20 protein-coding genes and 1 pseudogene are annotated in these 19,592 nt (G+C 69.9%); 11 read left to right on the top strand and 10 right to left on the bottom strand.

Annotation, left to right across the window (positions count from 1 at the left end; all coding sequences use genetic code 11):
- The first annotated feature begins 47 nt into the window (after window positions 1-47).
- The 5 genes and pseudogenes from L6E10_RS04655 to L6E10_RS04635 all read left to right on the top strand — a co-directional run bounded on the left by L6E10_RS04655 (window position 48) and on the right by L6E10_RS04635 (window position 4,577).
- Window positions 48-1,295: a GH1 family beta-glucosidase gene (locus L6E10_RS04655; RefSeq protein WP_236217119.1), complete on the top strand. Its 1,248-nt coding sequence runs from the start codon at window positions 48-50 to the stop codon at window positions 1,293-1,295.
- Between the two features lie 40 nt (window positions 1,296-1,335).
- On the top strand, window positions 1,336-2,496 hold the full coding sequence (locus L6E10_RS04650; RefSeq protein WP_236217220.1) for an MFS transporter: 1,161 nt from the start codon (window positions 1,336-1,338) through the stop codon (window positions 2,494-2,496).
- Window positions 2,496-3,275 carry an SDR family oxidoreductase gene (locus L6E10_RS04645; RefSeq protein WP_236217117.1) on the top strand — a complete coding sequence of 260 codons (780 nt, stop codon included), beginning with the start codon at window positions 2,496-2,498 and terminating at the stop codon, window positions 3,273-3,275. Before L6E10_RS04650 ends, L6E10_RS04645 begins: the two co-directional genes overlap by 1 nt.
- A gap of 41 nt (window positions 3,276-3,316) precedes the next feature.
- On the top strand, window positions 3,317-3,562 hold the full coding sequence (locus L6E10_RS04640) for a three-helix bundle dimerization domain-containing protein (RefSeq protein WP_236217115.1): 246 nt from the start codon (window positions 3,317-3,319) through the stop codon (window positions 3,560-3,562).
- A gap of 107 nt (window positions 3,563-3,669) precedes the next feature.
- Window positions 3,670-4,577 (top strand): annotated as a pseudogene (locus L6E10_RS04635) (IS5 family transposase).
- Between the two features lie 291 nt (window positions 4,578-4,868).
- On the opposite strand, the gene L6E10_RS04630 reads toward L6E10_RS04635, so the two are convergent.
- Window positions 4,869-5,228: a hypothetical protein gene (locus tag L6E10_RS04630; RefSeq protein ID WP_030480258.1), complete on the bottom strand. Its 360-nt coding sequence runs from the start codon at window positions 5,226-5,228 to the stop codon at window positions 4,869-4,871.
- Window positions 5,229-5,241: 13 nt separating this feature from the next.
- The gene (locus L6E10_RS04625; protein ID WP_374235836.1) at window positions 5,242-5,532 is read right to left on the bottom strand and encodes a hypothetical protein; all 291 of its coding nucleotides are present in this window, start codon (window positions 5,530-5,532) and stop codon (window positions 5,242-5,244) included.
- Between the two features lie 191 nt (window positions 5,533-5,723).
- Between L6E10_RS04625 and L6E10_RS04620 the strand changes: the two genes are divergently transcribed.
- Window positions 5,724-7,106, top strand: coding sequence for a helix-turn-helix transcriptional regulator (locus L6E10_RS04620; protein ID WP_236217113.1), 1,383 nt, complete (start codon window positions 5,724-5,726; stop codon window positions 7,104-7,106).
- A gap of 149 nt (window positions 7,107-7,255) precedes the next feature.
- Window positions 7,256-7,537 (top strand): hypothetical protein, encoded by a 282-nt coding sequence (locus L6E10_RS04615; protein ID WP_090101956.1) that lies wholly within the window; start codon window positions 7,256-7,258, stop codon window positions 7,535-7,537.
- Window positions 7,538-7,627: 90 nt separating this feature from the next.
- Here the strand turns inward: L6E10_RS04615 and L6E10_RS04610 are convergent, their stop codons facing one another.
- On the bottom strand, window positions 7,628-8,347 hold the full coding sequence (locus L6E10_RS04610; protein ID WP_236217218.1) for an SDR family oxidoreductase: 720 nt from the start codon (window positions 8,345-8,347) through the stop codon (window positions 7,628-7,630).
- Between the two features lie 88 nt (window positions 8,348-8,435).
- Between L6E10_RS04610 and L6E10_RS04605 the strand changes: the two genes are divergently transcribed.
- Entirely contained in the window at window positions 8,436-9,269 is an 834-nt protein-coding gene (locus L6E10_RS04605; protein WP_236217111.1) for a LysR family transcriptional regulator, read from the top strand.
- On the opposite strand, the gene L6E10_RS04600 is transcribed toward L6E10_RS04605, so the two are convergent.
- Genes L6E10_RS04600 through L6E10_RS04585 form a run of 4 tightly spaced genes read right to left on the bottom strand, consistent with a single transcriptional unit; the run spans window position 9,262 to window position 12,106 of the window.
- On the bottom strand, window positions 9,262-10,281 hold the full coding sequence (locus L6E10_RS04600; protein ID WP_236217109.1) for a copper resistance D family protein: 1,020 nt from the start codon (window positions 10,279-10,281) through the stop codon (window positions 9,262-9,264). The genes L6E10_RS04605 and L6E10_RS04600 overlap by 8 nt on opposite strands.
- Window positions 10,278-10,805: a copper resistance CopC family protein gene (locus L6E10_RS04595; RefSeq protein WP_236217107.1), complete on the bottom strand. Its 528-nt coding sequence runs from the start codon at window positions 10,803-10,805 to the stop codon at window positions 10,278-10,280. Before L6E10_RS04595 ends, L6E10_RS04600 begins: the two co-directional genes overlap by 4 nt.
- Window positions 10,802-11,539 (bottom strand): YcnI family protein, encoded by a 738-nt coding sequence (locus L6E10_RS04590; RefSeq protein WP_236217105.1) that lies wholly within the window; start codon window positions 11,537-11,539, stop codon window positions 10,802-10,804. Before L6E10_RS04590 ends, L6E10_RS04595 begins: the two co-directional genes overlap by 4 nt.
- 51 nt (window positions 11,540-11,590) lie before the next feature.
- Window positions 11,591-12,106, bottom strand: a complete 516-nt coding sequence (locus tag L6E10_RS04585) for a hypothetical protein (RefSeq protein WP_236217103.1) — start codon at window positions 12,104-12,106, stop codon at window positions 11,591-11,593.
- A 59-nt stretch (window positions 12,107-12,165) separates the two neighbouring features.
- On the opposite strand from L6E10_RS04585, the gene L6E10_RS04580 reads away from it, so the two are divergent.
- Window positions 12,166-13,836: a BCCT family transporter gene (locus L6E10_RS04580; protein ID WP_236217101.1), complete on the top strand. Its 1,671-nt coding sequence runs from the start codon at window positions 12,166-12,168 to the stop codon at window positions 13,834-13,836.
- Here the strand turns inward: L6E10_RS04580 and L6E10_RS04575 are convergent.
- Window positions 13,814-14,248 (bottom strand): DUF6474 family protein, encoded by a 435-nt coding sequence (locus tag L6E10_RS04575; protein ID WP_236217099.1) that lies wholly within the window; start codon window positions 14,246-14,248, stop codon window positions 13,814-13,816. The two genes, L6E10_RS04580 and L6E10_RS04575, sit on opposite strands and share 23 nt — an antisense overlap.
- 83 nt (window positions 14,249-14,331) lie before the next feature.
- Here L6E10_RS04575 and L6E10_RS04570 point away from each other — a divergent pair, with 83 nt between their 5' ends.
- Window positions 14,332-15,975: a TM0106 family RecB-like putative nuclease gene (locus tag L6E10_RS04570; protein ID WP_236217097.1), complete on the top strand. Its 1,644-nt coding sequence runs from the start codon at window positions 14,332-14,334 to the stop codon at window positions 15,973-15,975.
- On the opposite strand, the gene L6E10_RS04565 is transcribed toward L6E10_RS04570, so the two are convergent.
- The gene (locus L6E10_RS04565) at window positions 15,972-16,730 is read right to left on the bottom strand and encodes an SDR family NAD(P)-dependent oxidoreductase (RefSeq protein ID WP_236217095.1); all 759 of its coding nucleotides are present in this window, start codon (window positions 16,728-16,730) and stop codon (window positions 15,972-15,974) included. The two genes, L6E10_RS04570 and L6E10_RS04565, sit on opposite strands and share 4 nt — an antisense overlap.
- 335 nt (window positions 16,731-17,065) lie before the next feature.
- Between L6E10_RS04565 and L6E10_RS04560 the strand changes: the two genes are divergently transcribed.
- On the top strand, window positions 17,066-18,847 hold the full coding sequence (locus tag L6E10_RS04560; protein ID WP_236217093.1) for a gamma-glutamyltransferase family protein: 1,782 nt from the start codon (window positions 17,066-17,068) through the stop codon (window positions 18,845-18,847).
- Window positions 18,848-18,932: 85 nt separating this feature from the next.
- On the opposite strand, the gene L6E10_RS04555 is transcribed toward L6E10_RS04560, so the two are convergent.
- Window positions 18,933-19,265: a hypothetical protein gene (locus tag L6E10_RS04555; RefSeq protein ID WP_236217091.1), complete on the bottom strand. Its 333-nt coding sequence runs from the start codon at window positions 19,263-19,265 to the stop codon at window positions 18,933-18,935.
- Between the last annotated feature and the right edge of the window lie 327 nt (window positions 19,266-19,592).

Below are 19,592 nucleotides of genomic sequence, written 5' to 3'. Positions count from 1 at the left end.
CCGTCAACACGCCTACGATCCGAACAAGTTTCACATTTGGAGGATCGATGAGCGGCTTCCTGTGGGGAGTGTCGACGTCCGCGTTCCAGATCGAGGGCGCGTTCGACGCCGGCGGTCGAGGCCCCTCCGTGTGGGACGCGTTCACCCCGGTGCACGAGAACCAGAACGCTTCCGTTGCATGCGACCACTACCACCGGTGGCGCGAAGACGTGGCGCTGATGACCCAGCTCGGCGTCAACGCGTACCGCTTCTCCATCGCGTGGCCGCGCGTCCAGCCCTCCGGCAAGGGACCCGTCAACGCCGAGGGACTCGACTTCTACGACCGCCTGGTCGACGCCCTCGTCGACGCCGGCATCGCACCGGTGGTGACGTTGTACCACTGGGACACGCCGCTGGAGCTCGAAGCGGAGGGTGGCTGGCTCAACCGGGACGTCGCCGACCGGTTCGCCGACTACACGGCGCTGGTCGCGGACCGGCTCGCCGACCGCGTGAAGCTGTGGATCCCGATCAACGAACCCGCGATGGTGACGTTGCAGGGCTATGCGATCGGTGAACACGCACCAGGCAAGACGCTGCTCTTCGACGCGTTGCCGACCGCCCACCACCTGAACCTCGCCCACGGCCGTGCGGTCCAAGTGCTCCGTTCGTACGACGCGCAAGCGGTTGGCACGGCGAACAACCACACGCCGGCCTGGCCCGCTACGCCGAACGACGCAGCGGCCGCCGAGGCCTACAGCGAGATCCACAACTGGCTCTACGCCGACCCGGTGCTGTCGGGCCGATATCCGGACGCAGTCGCCGATCTCCTGCCCGTCGCCGGAGATGACTTGGCCACGATCCACCAGCCGCTCGACTTCTACGGGGTCAACTACTACAACCCCACCCGGCTGAGGGCGCCGTCCGAGGGCAACCCGCTGCCGTTCGAGCTGGTGGAGATCGACGAGTACCCGCGCACCGGGTTCGGCTGGCCGATCGTGCCGTCCGGGCTGAGCGAGATGATCGCCCAGCTGCGCGAACGCCACCCGTCGCTGCCGCCGGTGCACGTCACCGAGAGCGGTTGCAGCTTCCCGGAAGACCTCCACGACGCCGAGCGGATCTCCTACCTGGACGGGCACCTCAAGGCCGCTCGGGAGGCGGGCGTCAGCGGGTACTTCGTGTGGTCGCTGCTCGACAACTTCGAGTGGGAGGCCGGGTACTCGCAGCGGTTCGGCCTGGTCCACGTCGACTACGAGACGCAGGTCCGCACGCCGCGCGACTCGTTCCACTGGTACCGCGAGGTGATCAGCGGTGGGTGAGGCGCTCGCCGAACCGGTGGTCCCGGTCAGAAGAGGCTGGATGGCCTGGCTCTTCGCGGCGAACCTGGGGCTGTGGCTCGCGATCTACGCGCCCATCCAGGTCCTGCTGCCGCAGCAGGCCGAGCTGCTGGACAAGGCGAACAAGGAGCTGGTGTTCGGCATCGTCACCGGTGTCGGCGCCCTGGTGTCGTTGCTGGTCGTGCCGCTGATCGGGTTCCTGTCCGACCGCACGACCTCGCGGTTCGGTCGTCGTCATCCGTGGACGCTGGCCGGCGCTGCTGTCGGTGCCGCCGGTCTTGCCGTTCTCGCCAACGCGCCGTCGGTGTTCGTCATGACCGTGGGCTGGTGCCTGGTGCAGGCGGGGATCGGCGGCATGCTCGCCGCGCTGACCTCCGCGGTGCCGGACCGCGTGCCCGTCGTGCAGCGGGCGCAGGTCGGCGGGCTCATCGGCATCAGCCAGATGCTCGGCACGGTGCTGGGCGCGGTCGTCGTGACGTTGCTGGTCAGCGGACTGACCGCGGGCTATCTGGCGTGTGCTGCCATCGTGGTCGTGGGAGCGCTCTTCTTCGTCTGGCGCACGCCGGACACGCAGCTCGTCGCCAAGCCGGTCAACCCGACGTTCTGGATCTCCCCGCGCGAGCACCCCGACTTCGCCTGGGCCTGGCTCGGCCACCTCATGATCAACCTCGGCAACGCGTTCGGGACGCTCTACCTCCTCTTCTTCCTGGGCGACGTCGTCCACCACCCGTCGCCGGAAGACGGTCTGCTGGTGCTGATGGCGCTCTACGGGGTTGCGCTCGCCGCAGGAGCAGTGCTGTTCGGCGCACGGAGTGATCGTTCCGGGCGCCGGAAGCCGTACGTGTACCTGGCGGCCGTGGTGATGGCGGTTGCCGCGTTGTTGTTGGTCGTCTGGCCCACCTGGACGAGCGCTTTGATCGCCGCGCCGCTGCTCGGCGTCGGCTTCGGCACGTACTGGGCGGTCGCGATCGCGCTGCTGACCCAGGTGCTGCCGGCGGCGTCCGACCGGGCCAAGGACCTCGGTGTGCTGAACGTCGCCAACGCGCTGCCGCAGGTCATCGCCCCTTTGCTGACCGCGGCGATCCTGGCCGGCCTGGGTGGCTACCGCGGTCTTTTCGCGATGTCGGCGCTGGCGACGGCGCTGGCGGCGGTGTTGATGAGTCGAGTGCGATCGGTGGTCTGATGCAGGTCGAGGGCAAGCGGGTCCTGGTCACGGGAGCGTCCCAGGGGATCGGCGCGGAGGCCGCGTTCCGGTTCGCCGCGCACGGCGCCCATGTCCACCTTGTGGCCCGCAGCGCTGAGCTGCTGGATCAGCAGGTCGAGCGGATCGCGGAGTTCGGCGGCTCGGCGACCGCCCATCCGGCTGATCTGGCGGACGCCGCGCAGATCCGTGCACTCGCCAAGGACGTTCCGGTCCCGGACGTGCTCGTCAACAACGCGGGTGCCGGTCGCTGGCTGTTCCTGGACGACACGCCGGCCGACGAGCTGCAGACCATGACCGCCGTGCCGTACCTGGCGGCGTTGCTCCTGACCAGGGAGTACCTGGGTGCCATGCGGTCTCGTGGCTCCGGCTGGATCGTCAACGTGAACTCGCCGGTGTCACGCCTGCCGATCCCCGGCTGCGTGGGCTACCAGTCGTCGCGGTGGGCGCTGCGCGGTCTCACGGCGTCGCTGCGCCTTGACCTGCGGGGGACCGGCGTCGGGATCAGCGAGGTCGTGCCGGGCAAGGTGTCGAGCGAGTACTTCACGAACAACCCCGGCGTGGAGGAGCGGTTCCCGGCGATCGCCAGGATGATCCCGACGGTCACGCCCGCGCGGTGCGCGAAGGCGATCGTCGACGCGGTGGAGAAGGAGCGCGGCGAGCACCTCTTCCCGTGGCAGCTCAAGGCGTTCGAGATCTCGGGACGGCTGTTCCCCGGCCTGGTCTCGTACCTCGCGTGGAAGACGGGTACGCACCGCTGAGAACGGGAACTCCCCGGCCACGGCAACCGAGGGAGGACACCATGACCGGAACGATCGACGGCCACCGGGTGCGCGACCCGCGCGGCCTGCACGCCGACGCCGAGGACCAGGTGCGCCAGGCGGTTTCCGAGGTGCGGCGCCGCGTCGGTGACCAGTACGACGACCAGGCCGTTCAGCGCGCCGTGCGCGAGGCCTACGACGAGATCGCCGACAACGCGAAGATCGAGTCCTTCTTGCCGGTCCTCGTCGCGCGGGCGGCCGAGGAGAAGCTCGGAGGACGGGGCTAGGCCGTGTTTCAAAGGTGAGGTGATCGGCGGCGTGTCGGTGCCGGAACGTGGCGAGGTCTCCGGTAAGTGGGTTAGCGACCAAGCAAACCTGCAGTACCGGAGACCTCGTGGCCAGCGTAGCGGCAGCGGGGCGGGCCGATCTGACCGACGCGCAGTGGGCGGTGTTGCAGCCGCTGTTGCCCGTCGGGCGTAAACCAGGGCGCCCGCCGAAGTGGAGCAAACGACAGTTGATCGACGGCATCCGGTGGCGGGTGCGCGTCGGTGCCCCGTGGCGTGACATTCCGCCCGAGTACGGGCCCTGGCAGACCGTGTACGGGTTGTTCCGCCGCTGGCAGCGGGCGGGGGTCTGGCAGGCGATTCTGACGACGTTGCAGGCCCGTGCCGATGCCGATGGGTTGATCGTGTGGGACGTGTCGGTGGATTCCACCGTCATGCGGGCGCACCAGCACGCCGCCGGAGCGCGGAAAAGGGGGATCTGCAGGTCGAACCGCCCGACACCCCGGCCGGCGGAACCGAGCCTGACGATCACGGACTGGGCCGATCGCGCGGCGGCTGGACCAGCAAGCTGCACTTGGCCTGCGAGCAGGGCCGCAGGCCGTTGTCGCTGCTGATCACCGCCGGGCAACGGGGCGACAGCCCGCAGTTCATGCCGGTGATCAAGCAGATCTCGGTGCCGCGCTTGGGGTCCGGTCGCGCCAGAACCCGTCCAGACCGGGTTCTGGCGGACAAGGCCTACAGCTCCAAAGCCAACCGTGCCTATCTGCGGCAGCGAAAGATCAAGGCGACCATCGACCAGCCCCGTGACCAGGCCGCCCACCGCAGGGCCAAAGGCTCCGCAGGCGGGCGGCCACCGGCGATCGACCGGCACATCTACAAGCAGCGCCACGCCGTCGAGTGCGGCATCAACCTGCTCAAGCAACACCGGGCCGTGGCCACCCGCTACGACAAACTCGCCACCCGCTACCAGGCCACCGTCCATGTTGCGGCCATCAACATCTGGCTACGCCACATCTAAAACACGGCCTAGTCGCGTTCGCGGGCTCCGGCCCGGCCCCCGCGCAGTCGTGGAAACGGCCCCTGCCTGCGCGGGAGGTGCAGACAGGGGCCGGGTTTGGTGACCGCGGACCGGCGACGGTCGGGGAGGGAAGGTGCACGTCGCCGGCCCGCGGGAATCTGTGGAGTCGGGTGAGCTGACCGGGGTCCGCGATGTAGCGGTCGGGGGTTCGCACATCGCGGACCACCGGTCAGTAGGCGGTTTGCAGACCTGGTCGTGTCGGGGGGACGCCAGGTCGGTCGCAAACGCCCGTTAGTGGGCTCGAGCCACCGCGCGGCGGGACCGGGTGACAGGAGGGGTCACCGGGGCCTCGCGCAGGTGGCGAGCCGGGCGCGGGGCGAGTCCGCCCGCGACCAGGTGTTCGTACGCGGCGCGCCACACCGAGCAAGGTGACTTCTGCTGGCGCCAGCGGCCGGAGCACTCGGGGCAGTTGCCCTTCTCGTCCGGCTCGTGCGCCGCCAGCAGAGCACGCCATCCCTCGGTCAGCCGAGGGAGCTCGGATCGGGCCACCGACAGCAGGGACGGGGCGTCAGCGCGGCTCGCCAGCTCCGTGAGCAGGTCGAGGCGTTCCCACACAGCGTTGCGAAGAACCTGTCCGAGGATCGCGTCCATCGAAACGTCACCGTCACCTTTCCGCCTGGTCGGCGGCTTCGCGTAGCGCAGCCCTGAGCTGTACGAGCTGGTCGTGGGACAAGACTGCCGTCTCACCGGGAGGGCCTACCAGGACCACTTGGCCCTGAACCACCTTCACGGTGAGCTGGCGGTCCCGGTCGACCACGTCGCCGCAGCTGATCTGCCACGTCCGACGCTGCCCGGTCGTGCCGCGCCATGTGGAGTCGGTGTCACCCGTCTCCACAATGGAGGTGGAGTACGAGGAGGAGCTGTCCACTATCAGGTCGTTCCTCTCCGTGCTCACTCGCTTACCGGGATCCAGATTGCGATGATTCATGCCGGAACGGGACGTCACAGCGCTGACCGGTGGGACTCTTACGGTGAGCGGTAAGCGGTGTTCGGCAGGGCCGATCAGCCCCGCCGAAGAGGACTTCTCGGGCTCGGGGACCTGCCCCTAGTCTGCCGATGACGCCCAACGGACTGTGAGGGTGCGCGATGAACACCATGAGTTCCCAGGGCTCTCCGATTCCCACCGAGGTGTGGGACCACCCGGAGATGCGGGACGCGCTGGCGCGACGGGAGATCAGCTCGGTTTACCGGCTGCTCCGGCGGCACGGTGTGTCCCAGCGCCAGATCGCGGCGCTCACTGGTCAGTCGCAGTCCGAGGTCTCGGAGATCCTCAAGGGACGCCAGGTGATGGCGTACGACGTCCTGACGAGGATCGCCGTGGGTCTGGGTGTCCCACGTGGATACATGGGTCTCGCCTATGACGAGACAACGGCAGTGAGGGTGGCCGCAGCCGCGGACTCACCCCATCCTGAGGAGGAAGAGTCGGTGAAGCGTCGGAAGTTCCTCGCGCACGCCGCCGCCGTGACAGTCGGCGCGGCCGTGTTCGGAGCGGACTCCGGGTCGTGGGTTTCCCACCCCACACAGACTCCGGCTCCGGGACGCATCGGCATGACCGATGTGCGCCAGGTCGAAGCGGCGACGCGGGCTCTGCGTGCCCTCGATTACCAGTACGGCGGCGGCTCGTGCCGTGACGCCGTGGTCGCCCAGCTGTCCTGGGGGCAGCAGATGCTCGGCGCCAGCTCCACGGACATCGTCCGCCAGCGGCTCTTCGTCGCCCTGGCCGACCTGCACAACCTCGCCGGCTGGACGTCGTTCGACACGGGCCTGATGGACTCGGCCCGCAACCACTTCGGCCAGGCGCTCGACCTCGCGAAGCAGGGCGACAACGAGGCCCTGATGGCGAACATCCTGTACCGCATGGGCCGCGTCTACCTGCACCAGAACGCCCCCGACGACGCGCTCAAGGTGTTCCAGCTGGGTCAGCTGGCCGCGCAGAACTCCGGGTCCGAACTCGCGGTGGGCATCCTCTGTGCGAACGAGGCCTGGGCCTACGCGAAGATGGGCTCCGACGAGCAGGCGCTCAAGCTGCTCGGCCGCGCGCGCGACGAGTTCTCCCGCGCCGACGTCGCCGAAGCCCCCGCCTGGGCCAGGTTCTTCAACGAGGTCGACCTCTCGTCGATGATCGGCACGGTGCACACGGAGCTGGCCCAGTCGGTGGACGCCAAGTACGCGCGGACCGCGATCCCCTACCTGTCCAAGGCGATCAACAGCTTCGGCGACGACATGGCCCGCAGCCGGTCGTTCAACCTGACCTCGATGTCGATCAACCACCTCATCCAGGGCGACATCGACCACGGCGCCAAGGTCGGCGGCCAGGCGGTCGACCTGTCCGAGGGCCTGAAGTCGGTGCGCACGAAGCAGCGCATGGAGCCGCTGCGCCAGGAGGCCGAGAAGCGCCGCAACAACCCCGAAGCCCGCGAGCTGGCCGAGCGCGTCGCGCGCTTCACCGGCACCGACACGGCGGCCTGAGCCATCTCGTTTGGATCTGTAGCACCACTTTTGGATGGCGTGGGACACGAACCGGTAACGCCAGGACCTTCGCGCGCGAAAGCAGCATCGACGGGCGGGAATTCCACGCCCGGGGTGCGGCAGGTCGGGCGGAGGACGAGGTGCGGCGCGTGAGCATTACCCGGAGGTGGCGTTCCAGGAGAGCGCTGCGGTCCGCGCAGTTGCTCGACGAGGTGGTGGACACCCAGCTGCCACTGCTCGCGGGGTTCGACGAGGAGCGACGGCGCCGATCCGCCGACTACCTCGCCGAGCTCGTGGCGCTGGCGCAGGACTACCGCTACTACGCCAACGGCTGGATCGACAGCCGGGAGCTGGACCGCCGCGGTCAGCGGACGATGAACCGGCTGGCGCGGATGCGCGAGGAATCTTCGGCCCGACTGATCACCGATTAGTCCTTTCGTGGGCAGCTCGCCGCGTTGATCGGACCACTCACCGAGTCCAGCCGACTTGGTGGATGTTTCACGTTGAACATCCGGCCGGCCTCACCAGGGCACGGTCCCGGCGTCGTCGAACAGGCCGCCGGTCGGACCGTCCTCGGCCAGCGTCGCCAGCCTGATGGCGGCCTTGGCGCCGTTCGCGGGGGTCTCGGTCCCCTGGTGGCCGTTGAGATCGGTCGCCACGTAACCGGGGCAGACCCCGTTGACCTTCATCCCGGTGAGCTCCTTGGCGTACTGGACCGTGACCGCGTTCAGGAACGTCTTCGTCGGCGTGTAGCTCCCGTCGGCGTCGCCGAGTTCCACACCGGGTGTCGTCTGCAGGGTCAGCGACGACAGGTGGCTCGACTGGTTGACGATCCGCGGGTGGGTGGACCGCTCCAGCAGCGGCAGCAGCGCGTTGGTGACCCGGACGACGCCGATCACGTTCGTTTCCAGCACCTCCCGCAGGCCGTCCGGGGTGACGACCGACGGCTTCGAGTGCCACGCCCCGGCGATCCCCGCGTTGTTGACCAGCACGTCGAGCCGCCCGAACCGTTCCTCCAGCAACGACGCGGCCGAGGTGACGCTCTCGTCGTCGGTTACGTCCAACGGCACGAAGAACGCATCTGCGCCGTTCGCTCGCAGTTGCGCTACCGCTTCCTCGCCGCGCTGACGGTCACGTGCCCCGACCCCGACGCTCATCCCGAGCGCGCCGAGGCCCGCCGCGATCTCGTACCCGATGCCCTTGTTCGCGCCGGTGACCAGCGCAATCGTCTTCTCGACCATGACTTCGATCATGGTCGGAGGGGCGTTCGAGACCAACACCGCTTCGGTGGCGCAGCGATACCCGCCCGGTATGGATACCGTGGACGGCGTGGAGACCAGGGAGCTCCGGTACTTCGTCGCGGTCGCGGAAGAGCTGCACTTCGGTCGCGCCGCCGAACGCCTCGGCATCGCCCAGCCGCCGCTTTCGCGCACGATCGCCCAGCTCGAACACCGGCTCGGGGTCGCGTTGCTGACCCGCACCAGCCGCAGGGTCTCGCTCACGAACGCCGGCGAGGTGCTCCTGGCCGAGAGCAGGGCGATCCTGGGCGCGCTCGCGGCGGCCGAACGACGAACCCGCGGTGCCGCCGAGGAGAGGCCCTCGCTGGTGCTGGCCTCCAAGGCGGGGGGCACGGGCGAGGTGCTGGCGAAGCTGCTCGACGCGTACGCGGCCGAGCCCGGCGCCGTTCCCGTCGAGGTCCTGCTGTGCGAGTCCAACACGCACCTCGCGCTGCTCGACGGACGCGCTGACGTGGCGTTGCTGCACGAGCCCTACGAGCCGACCACAGGCCTCGACGTGGAGGTGCTCCACACCGAGGACCAGGTCGTGGTCATGTCGTCGGCGCACCCGCTCGCGGCCCGGCCGGGGCTGCGGCAGGCCGACGTCGAGGCCCTGCCGGAGCTCGCGCGGTGGCCCGCCCAGGACGGCACCTACCCGGACGGTTCCGGCGTCGAGGTGCGCAACCTGACCCAGTTGTTCCAGCTGGTCGAGCTGGGCCGGGCGGTCGCCGTGCTGCCCGAGGCCTACCGCACGAGACTGGCCGAAGGGGTGGCCGCGGTGCCGGTGGTCGACGCGCAGAAGGTGACGACGGTGATCGCGTGGCCACCGCACGCCCGGTCGCGCGCTCTCGCCGACCTGGTCAGGGTGGCGATGGGGGTCAGCTGACGGGCGCGCGGCTCAGCACCACCGCGAGGCCGAACGCGACACCCATGATCGTCACCTCGAGGACCGCCCACTGCACGATCGCGGTGACCTTGTGCTGGGAGATCTTCGGCAGCAGCCGCCACCGGATGTGCGCGCCGAGCACGGCGATCAGCACCGCGCAGACCGCCTTGCCGAGGAAGAGCACCCCGTAGCCGGTGGTGAACATCGAGCGCGGGAACGGCACGACCGGGTTGAGGACCAGTTCGAGGAGCCCGTTGAACAGGCCCGTCACCGTGACCACGACGAGGCTGATCGTCGCGATCTTCGAGAACCTCGGCAGCGCGATCGCCAGCAGGCCCTTGCGGTGGGCGACCAGCGCCATCAGCGCTCCGAGCCCGCCGGTCCACGCCGCGGCGCCCAGCACGTGCAGCTCCATGGAGACCATCGAGTAGTCGTGGTACTTCCAGTTGGAGGCGTGCCCGGTCACCGGGATCGGCAGCAGGCCGAACATCGAGACGAGGATGCGCAGCTCCGCGGGCACGGACTCCCCGCTGCGCACGGCCATGACACCGAAGACCAGGTAGACGAACGCGCAGGTCGCGCTGAAGAGCAGGCCCTTGCCGGCGCCCACGGTCGCGATGTAGTCGACGGCGTTGCCGATGCTGACGGTGCTGCCCGGCCGCAGCTCGGCGGCCTGCAGCGCGATGGCCGTCAGCGCGGTGACCACCCAGACGGCGGCGGCGACGACCGCGGCCGGCCGGGCGATCCGCATGACGGGTTCGGTGTGCGTGGGCCGGTCGAAGCCGAGCAGCTTCGGCAGGATCGACAGCCCGACGACGACTGTCGCCGAGACGTCGAGCAGCACCCGCGTGACCGGCAGGCCGTACCGGACCGCCGCCCCGGCGTCGACGACCCCGGCCACCACGACGGGTGGTGCCAGCACGAGGCCGAGCGCGATGCCCGCGAGCGCGCCGGACACCAGTCCGGCGAGCACGCGGTAGTGGGTGGGGGCGCCGGTCCGGACGTCGCTCATGCCTTCGCGCCCCCGCCGCGCAGCGCGAAGAACACGCCGCCGCCGAGCAGCACCACGGCGCCGACGATCCACACCCAGATCGGCAGGCCGTCACCCGAACCGCCGCCGGACGCGGAGTCCGGGTTCGCGGGGGTGGTGGGCGTGCCCGTGCCGTCCTTGGTCAGCGTGAACGTCAGCTCACCGGACACCGGGTGGCCGTCGGCGGAGAGGATCCGGTAGCCGATCCTGTACTGCCCGGCCTTGCCGAGGGCGTTGACCTTCGCGGACACGGCCGTGTCCTTGATCGTCGGGTCGCCGGGGGCCTCGTAGTGGCCCCCGTTCGCGTCGACGACGGTGATCGTGTTGACCCCCGCGCCGCCCTGCACGTCCTGGTCGAATGTCAGCGTGACGGTCGACGGACCGACCTCCAGCGAGGTCTTGTCCTTCGGGTCGCTGCCGATCAACGCGTTGTGCGCCGCCGCGGGGGCGGCCGTGCCGAGCACGGCCGCGCCGGCGAACAGGAACGCGATCAGCGCTCGCTTCATGCCTTGCGCCTCGAACGCAGGATCGCGCCGACGCCGAAGCCGAGGCCGAGCGCACCGACGGCCAGACCGGCGCCACCGAGGTAGCGGGCGGTCTTGTCGGAACCGGCGGCGGACGCCTCGTGCGTGTCACCACCGGTGTTGGCGGCCGGGGTCGTGCCGTGGCCGCCGTGGCCGTCGTCGCCTGCCTTCTTCGGGGCGAGCTTCAGCGCGGGCGCCGGGTGCTCCGGCTCCTTGCCGTCGGCACCGGGGGCCTGCGACCAGTCGACGACCTCGCCGTTCTCGTAGGTCTGCTTGGTCGGCAGGAGCAGCGTGTCCTTGCCCTCCGGGAGCGTGCCGAGCGCGACGAAGAACTCCTGGTACTCGTTGACGCCGATCTTCGTGGCGCCCTCCGCGGTCCAGGTGATCGAGGTGAACGCCTCGGTGATCTCCTTGCCGGCGACGGTCACGGGCTTGTCGAGCTTGCCCTTCACGACCTCGGCCTTCCAGCCGGGCATCGGCTTGGTGCGCACCGACGTGAGCGGCGTGTCCTGCGGCAGCGTCACCTCGATCTTGGTGGTGCCGGCGTTGTCCCGCTCGTTCGGGACGCGGAACGCGAAGGTCGCGCGGCCGCCCTGGGTGAACTCCGCGGGCTGGGCGCTGACGTGCGCCGACGCGATGGTGGGGGTGCCGAGGACGGCGAGTCCGGCAACGGCGAGGACGGCGAGCGTGCGCACGCCGAATCGATTTGTCGACATGAAGTTGTGGCTCCTGATCGCCAAGAGGTTCGGTGGAGGGATTGCGGATGATCAGGAGCCACAGGGCGGGCCGCGCCGCCGATTCGCACGGACAATGTCCAGGTAGTGCGCGTTCTGGACGTACGGCGTGCTGGTGAACGTCCGCGCCGGCGTCGCGACCGGCAGCGGCGTGAGCCTGCGGGGGATCAGGCGGGTGACGGCGGCGAACAGCCTGAACAGGGCGTTCTCGGCGTGGAAGAGCAGCAGGCCGGTCAGCGTCGCGGCCACGAGGTGCGCCGCGAACATGTGCCAGGTCAGCGTGTTGTTGTGCTCGTGGGTGACCCAGGTGAGCAGCAGGTGCTGCGCGAGCTGGGCCGTGCCGAGCCCGGCGATGACCGAGAGCTTCCCGGTGCGCCTGTCGGCGAGCGAGGCCGCCGCGAACGCGATCAGCGCCACCAGCGGAAGCGCGTGGACGAACTCCGTCAGCTCGCCGCCGCCCAGCCCGTGGGCGGTGATCGTGAGTGCCGCGGACGTCGACGCGAGCGCGGCACCACGCAGGGTGCGCAACTCGCTCGTCCGTGTACTCACGAGGATTGAGGGTAATCGGAGGAGTTTGGACAGGTCCACGAGCGGGTAATCGGGGCCGCATGACCGTTCAATGCGACAGGCCGGGCCGTACCGACCGGGTTGTGTTCGGCGTTGCCGCAGGTCTCACGCTTGCGTTCGTGACCTGGGGAATCATCGGCACCGAGAGTTTGGCGTCCGCGTCGAAGACCGCGCTGGGATGGATCATCCAGCATCTGGGATGGGCGTTCGTGCTCTCCGCCACCGGCTTCGTCGTCTTCGCCCTGTGGCTCGCGTTCAGCCGTTACGGCAAGATCCCGCTCGGCAGGGACGACGAGAAGCCCGAGTTCAAGACCGTGTCCTGGGTCGCGATGATGTTCAGCGCCGGCATGGGCATCGGCCTCATGTTCTACGGCGTCAACGAGCCGCTCACCCACTTCGTGAAGCCGCCGCCCGGCACCGACGGGGACCCGTTGGAGACCGCGATGGCGACCACGCTGTTCCACTGGACGCTGCACCCGTGGGCGATCTACGCGATCGTCGGCATCGCCATCGCGTACAGCAGCTTCCGCCGCGGCCGGTCCTCGCTGATCAGCTCCGCCTTCGCGCCCCTGCTGGGACGCCGTGCCGCGTCCGGCTGGGGCCGTGCCATCGACGTCATGGCGATCTTCGCGACGTTGTTCGGCTCGGCGGCGTCGCTGGGCCTGGGGGCGCTGCAGATCGGGTCCGGCCTGGAGGCCGCCGGCTGGGGAGGTCAGGTCGGCAAGGGCGTGCTGGTCGCGATCATCGCCGTGCTGACGATGGCGTTCGTCGCCTCCGCGGTCTCGGGCGTCGCGAAGGGCATCCAGTGGCTGTCGAACACCAACATGGTGCTGGCCGTGGTGCTGGCGCTGTTCCTGTTCGTCGTCGGGCCGACCGTGTTCATCCTGAACCTGCTGCCCACCGCCCTCGGTGACTACTTCCGCGAGCTCGCGACGATGGCGGGCCGCACCGCCGCCTCCGGTGGCGACGCGACCGAGACGTGGCTGTCCGGCTGGACGATCTTCTACTGGGCGTGGTGGATCTCGTGGACGCCGTTCGTCGGCATGTTCATCGCGCGGATCTCGCGCGGCCGCACCATCAAGCAGTTCGTGTCGGGTGTGATCCTGGTGCCGTCCGCGGTGTCGCTCGTGTGGTTCGCGATCCTCGGCGGGACGGCGATCTTCGAGCAGCGCAGTGGTGTCGACCTCGCCGGCCAGTCCTCGCCGGAGTCGCAGCTGTTCTCGCTGCTCGGCCAGTTCCCGCTGGCCACCGTCTCGGGGATCGTGGTGATGGTCCTCGTGGCGATCTTCTTCGTGTCCGGCGCGGACGCGGCGTCGATCGTCATGGGCACGCTCTCGCAGCAGGGCACGATCCAGCCCAAGAAGCCCGTGGTGATCTTCTGGGGCGTGACCACCGGTGCCGTCGCGGCGGTGATGCTGCTGGTCGGCGGGTCCAACGCGCTGACCGGTCTGCAGAACCTGACGATCATCGCGGCGCTGCCGTTCATGGTCGTGATGATCGGGCTGTGCGTGTCCCTCGCGAAGGACCTGCGCTCCGACCCGATGATCCGGCGCGAGGAGCGCGTCGCCGAGGTCATGGAGGAGGTCACCGCGCACCTCGACCCCGGTCAGGTGGTCGAGGAGGCGGCGATCAAGGCCGTGGCCGAGGTGACCGGGAAGACCCCGGACGTCTCACCGAAGGCCCCGGACGTCAGCGCACGTTCAAACGCCTGAGCAGTTCCTGCTCGAGCATCTCCAGATCCGTCCCGACGGCCCGGTGCGCAGCCTTGCGCCGGGCCGCCGGCATGCGTTCGGAAGCCCGCACCGCGGCGAGCAACTGCGCCAGTCGTGCCTCGGTCTTCGACACCCACTCGGAATCGGAAGTCCGCAGACTCTCGAGCGAGTCCGAGAAGCCGACGATCCGCGCGTGCAACCGGGCGCCGTACCCCGAGTACTTCCCGACGTCGGCGACGTCGATGCCGAGCCTGCGCGCCCGGTAGCGGTCGTACTGCTCGCTCAGGACCCCGGCTCCGCGGGCGATGACCGGGGCCAGCACCGGAATGAGCGCGGGAGCCACCACCTTCGCGACACCGACCAGGTTCTTCGCCCGGCTGGGCGTGAAGCCCGCCTTCGCTTTGCGCGCCATTCGGGTACTCCTCCTCCGTCACGTGGAACTTACTGTGCAGGTTGCCGACACATCTCCGCGACGCGCGACATACCCTGCATCCTGTGACTTCCCAGGTGCAGCTAGACGCCGGCGTGGTCACTCGTTGTCGGCGGCGGGTGCACCTCGAAAACGATCCGGAAATGCGCGACGCCCCCAAGGCGGCGCTGGATCCGGCTTCGGAACAACGGAAAGCGGACGCGACGAACCACCGTCGCGCGGTGGCGGACGCGCTCGGGCGGATCGTCGGCTCGAACCTCTTCGAGGTGCCGAACGGGCCCGAGGTGCGCAGCGCGGACCGGGAACGCGTGACGCTCGCCGCGATGGAGATGGGCGCGCCGTACATCTGGGGCGCCGCGCTGCCCCGTGACGCGCGCGGCGGTCGCCGTGGCGGGATCGACCTGCTGGTCAAGGACGCCACGGGGTACGTGCCGGTCCTGGTGGTGCGGCACAAGATCACCGACCCCGGCCAGGGCGCGAAGACCAGCCCGCTGTCGATGCCGTTGCCCGGTGGCAGCCGCACCGACCCGCACCGCAAGGTGCGCCCGCAGCCCCGCGACCAGCTCAGGCTCGCCCACGCCCAGCGGCAGCTGCAGGCGGCCGGGTACGCGAGGTCCGGACGCGCCACCGGTGGCGTGATCGGCATGGACGCCGACGTCGTGCTGTGGCACGACCTGGAAGCGCCGACGTGGCCGGGCGGCCGCACCGCGCTGTCGGAGTACGACGCGCGGTTCAGCGACCGGCTCGCCGTGGCCCTGGCCGCCGCGAACTCCAGGGAGCCGCTGGCCAGGCCGTCGCGGATCGTCGACTGCAAGACGTGCCCGTGGTGGCCGACGTGCGACAGCGATCTCAAGCGGGGCAGGGACGTCAGCCTCGTCGTGCGCGGCGAGGACGCCGTGGCGCTGCGGAAGATCGGTCTGTCCACTGTGGACAAACTGGCCGAGCTCGACCCGTCGGCGGAAGGCCCGGTCCAGCTCGTCGGCATGCCGTTCGGCGACGCCGTGGTGCTGGCGAGGGCGTGGCTGCGCGACCTGACGCTGGTGCGCCGCGTGCCCGAGATGAACGTGCCGCGCGCGGACGTCGAGGTCGACGTCGACATGGAGAGCTTCGGCGACCTCGGCGCGTACATGTGGGGCTGCCTGCTGTCCGGGAAGGACATCGACGAGGAGCACGGCTACCGCGCGTTCGTCACGTGGGAAGCCCTGCCGTGCGACGACGAGGCGCGCTCGTTCGCCGAGTTCTGGACCTGGCTGACCGGGATCCGCCTGCGGGCCAAGGCGCGCGGGCTGTCGTTCCGCGCCTACTGCTACAACGAGCTCGCGGAGAACCGCTGGCTGCTGGCGTCGGCGGAGAGGTTCGCGGGCAAGCCCGGCATCCCGACGATCGCGCAGGTCAAGGAGTTCATCAACTCCGACTCGTGGGTCGACCTCTTCGGGATCGTCCGCGAGCAGTTCCTGTGCGCGCACGGCAAGGGCCTGAAGATCATCGCACCGGTCGCGGGCTTCCGGTGGCGCGACCCGGAGGCCGGCGGCGAGAACTCGATGCGCTGGTACCGGGCCGCGGTCGGGCTGAACGGCGACGAGCTCGACGTCGAGCAGCGCCGGCGGTTGCTGGAGTACAACGAGGACGACGTCCGGGCCACCCACCGCCTGCGCGAGTGGATGACCTCGGACGCGATGTCCCGCCTGCCGTACGCAGGAGACCTCTAGCGGGGCGCCATGCGGAGAGCGCCGTCCATGCGGATGACCTCTCCGTTCAGGTAGTCGTGCTCGATGATCGACAGCGCGAGCTGCGCGTACTCGGCGGGCTGCGCCAGGCGCTTCGGGAACGGGACGCCGGCGGCGAGGCCCGCGCGGAACTCGTCGGAGACCGTGGCCAGCATCGGGGTGTCGACGATGCCCGGCGCGATCGTCAGCACGCGGATGCCGACGCTGCTGAGGTCGCGGGCGGCCGGGAGGGTCATGCCGACGACGCCACCCTTGGACGAGGCGTAGGCGACCTGGCCGATCTGGCCGTCGAACGCGGCGATCGAGGCGGTGTTGATGATGACGCCGCGGGCGCCGTGCTCGAGCTCCTCGGTCTTGCCCATCGCGGCGGCGGCGAGGCGCAGCACGTTGAACGTGCCGATCAGGTTGACCTCGATGATCTTGCGGTACAGGTCGAGGTCGTGCGGGCCGGTCTTGCCGACCGTGCGGGACGACGGGCCGATGCCCGCGCAGTTCACCGTGATGCGCAGCGGGACACCGGAGCCCGCCGCGGTGTCGACGGCGGCCTGGACCTCTTCGCCCGAGGTCACGTCGGCGGCCAGGTAGGTGACGTTCTCGACCGTCTCGGCCTTCTCGACGGCGCTCGGCAGGTCGAGCGCGAACACCTGCGCTCCCCGCGCCGCCAGCGCACGTGCGGTCGCGCCACCGAGACCGGACGCGCCACCGGTGACGATGGCCGCGGTACCCGAGATCTCCATGCCTTCACCCTCCTCGAAGCGAACTGCTCGCGAGGAGGTTAACGCTCGTTACCTGGACTTCAACGGTCGGTCCAGTGGAGCAGCGCCACGAGGGGCACCGCCGCCAGGAGCGCGAGGCCGATGAAGATCGTGGCGATCATGAGAATTCCCATGCCTAGAACTGTGCCGTTCGACCGTGTTCGAAACATCGCCCGCGCCGGTAGACCTCTGGGAGGAGATCCGTGACGGTCGGCTACGACCAAAGTCGCACCCGTCCCTGAGGGTGCTCCGTTCGGGTCTGGGGCATGCGTCACTTGGAGTCACGAAATATAGTTAGCCCCGCGTACCTTTATGGGGTGTTCACCACCCGCCCCGAACTCGTCGGCACCTTCGGCATGGTCGCCTCCACCCACTGGCTGGCCTCGGCTTCGGCGATGGCCGTGCTCGAGGACGGCGGCAACGCCTTCGACGCCGCCGTGACCGCAGGATTCGTGCTCCAGGTCGTGGAACCGCACCTCAACGGCCCCGGCGGAGAGGTGCCGATCCTCTTCTCGGCGGCCGGAGCGGCCCCGCGCGTGCTCTGCGGGCAGGGCGTGGCGCCGGCCGGTGCGACGATCGAGCACTACACCGGCCTGGGCCTGTCGCTGGTGCCCGGCAGCGGTCTGCTGGCCGCCACCGTGCCGGGCGCGTGGGACGGCTGGCTGACTCTGCTGCGTGACCACGGCACCAAGACGTTGCGCGAGGTGCTGGACCGCGCGATCGGCTACGCCCGCGACGGCTTCCCGCTCGTCGAACGCGCCGTGCACACCATCGGGCTGGTCTCCGGCCTCTTCACCGAGCACTGGCCGACCTCGGCCGCGCAGTGGATGCCGGGTGGCGTCCTGCCCGCGCCCGGCGGCCGGTTCCGCAACCCGGCGCTCGCCGACACCTGGGAGTGGCTGCTCGCCGCCGCCGAGGCCGCCGGAGCCGACCGCGAGGCGCAGATCGAGGCCGCGCGCCGGGCGTGGTCGCAGGGGTTCGTGGCCGCGCAGGTCGACGAGTTCTGCCGCTCCTCCTTCCGCGACGACTCCGGCCGCGACCACGCCGGGGTGCTGACCGGTGCCGACATGGCGTCGTGGGAGGCGTCGTACGAGGACGCGCTCATCGTCGACTTCGACGAGTGGTCGCTCGTGAAGGCCGGCGCGTGGACGCAGGGACCCGCCCTGGCGCAGCAGCTGCGGCTGCTGGAGGGGTACGACCTGTCCTATGTGGACGGCAAGCCCACCGCCGAGACCGTGCACCTGGCCGTGGAGGCCGCCAAGCTCGCGTTCGCCGACCGCGAGGCCTGGTACGGCGACGTTCCCGACGTGCCGCTGGAGACGCTGGTCTCCCGCGCCTACGCCACCGAACGCCGGGCGCTGATCTCCGACACCGCGTCCCTCGAGCTGCGCCCCGGCTCGCCCGACGGCCGGGAACCGCTGCTGCCGCAGCACGTCGTGAGCGGTCCGTCGTTCACGGTCTCCGACCCGACCGGCGCGATCGGGGAGCCCACCGTGGCCCGCTCCGGCGTCACGCGAGGCGACACGGTGCACGTCGACGTCGTGGACCGCTGGGGCAACATGGTCTCCGCGACGCCGTCCGGCGGCTGGCTGCAGTCCTCGCCGACGATCCCGTCGCTCGGCTTCTGCCTGGGCAGCCGCGCCCAGATGTTCTGGCTGGACGAGGGCCTGCCGAACTCGCTGGCGCCGGGCAAGCGCCCGCGGATCACCCTGTCCCCGTCGATGGCGCTGCGCGACGGCCGCCCCGCGCTGGCGTTCGGCACGCCCGGCGGCGACCAGCAGGACCAGTGGCAGCTCGGCTTCTGGCTCGCGCACCGGGCGGGCCTGAACCTGCAGGAGGCGATCGACTCGCCGATGTGGCACTCGAACGCGTTCCCGAGCTCGTTCTACCCGCGTGCCTGGACGCCGGGAGAGCTCGTCATCGAGTCCCGTGCCGGCGCGGACGTCCTGGCTGCGTTGCGAGAGCGTGGCCACCAGGTCGTGGACGCCGGCGAGTGGACCCTCGGCCGGATGTCGGCTGTGTCGAGGGACGCCTCCGACGGACTTCTGCGCGCCGGCGCGAATCCACGCGGCGCGCAGGGGTATGCGGCAGGCCGTTAGACACCGCGCTTGCGAAAAGAGGAACGGCGCCCGATTCGAGGGGGAGGGAATCGGGCGCCGCTCCGGTCAGGAAGCGCCGGTCAGATCAGATGTCGACGTGCGCGAGGCCGTTCAGCGGCTTCCCCGGCTCGCTGAGACCGAGCAACGTCGAGGCGGGCACGCTGTCGACGTTCTCGACGATCGCGGCCACGTCCGGCTGCTGCCCGTTGATCGCCTGGATCTTGCCGTCGACGGCGGACGTGTCGACCTTCGCGAGGTCGCCGATCGCCGCGACGTCGCCCAGCTGTCCACCGAGGTCGGGCTGCGTGTGCGCGGTGGCGTCCGCGATGTCGGCGTGTGCGGTCCCACCCAGGCCGAGCAGGACGGCGGTGCTGCCGAGGGCGACAGCGGCCCCCGCGACGGTCTTCCTGAGGTTCATGGGCGCGAAGGTGTCGTGTTCTGACCCTCTACATCAAGCTCCGTAACTCGGGCGAGGGAAGTTTTTCATCCTTTGGTGTGGCCAGGACACGGGTAACGCGGTCTTCGGAAAATGCGATGGCCGCCGCGCCGGACGCGCTACCGAACGTCACCGTTCCGGTCGTAGTGAACACAGCCCCGGAAACGGGCAGCACGAATCAGCGCCACAAAGCGCGGCGGCCTCGAAACGAGCGGGCTAGGTGTACTGACCTGTGAGGTTGGGAACGCGGCTGGCGGGTGGCTGGCCTTTGAGTGCGGTGTGACCGCGGTGGTGATTGTAGGTGTGGAG

Origin of the sequence: Lentzea sp. CC55 (assembly GCF_021056325.1) — a bacterium.
GTDB lineage: Bacteria > Actinomycetota > Actinomycetes > Mycobacteriales > Pseudonocardiaceae > Lentzea > Lentzea jiangxiensis.
The sequence above is the reverse complement of the archived record's forward strand: the minus strand, read 5'-3'. Positions and strand labels throughout refer to the sequence as shown.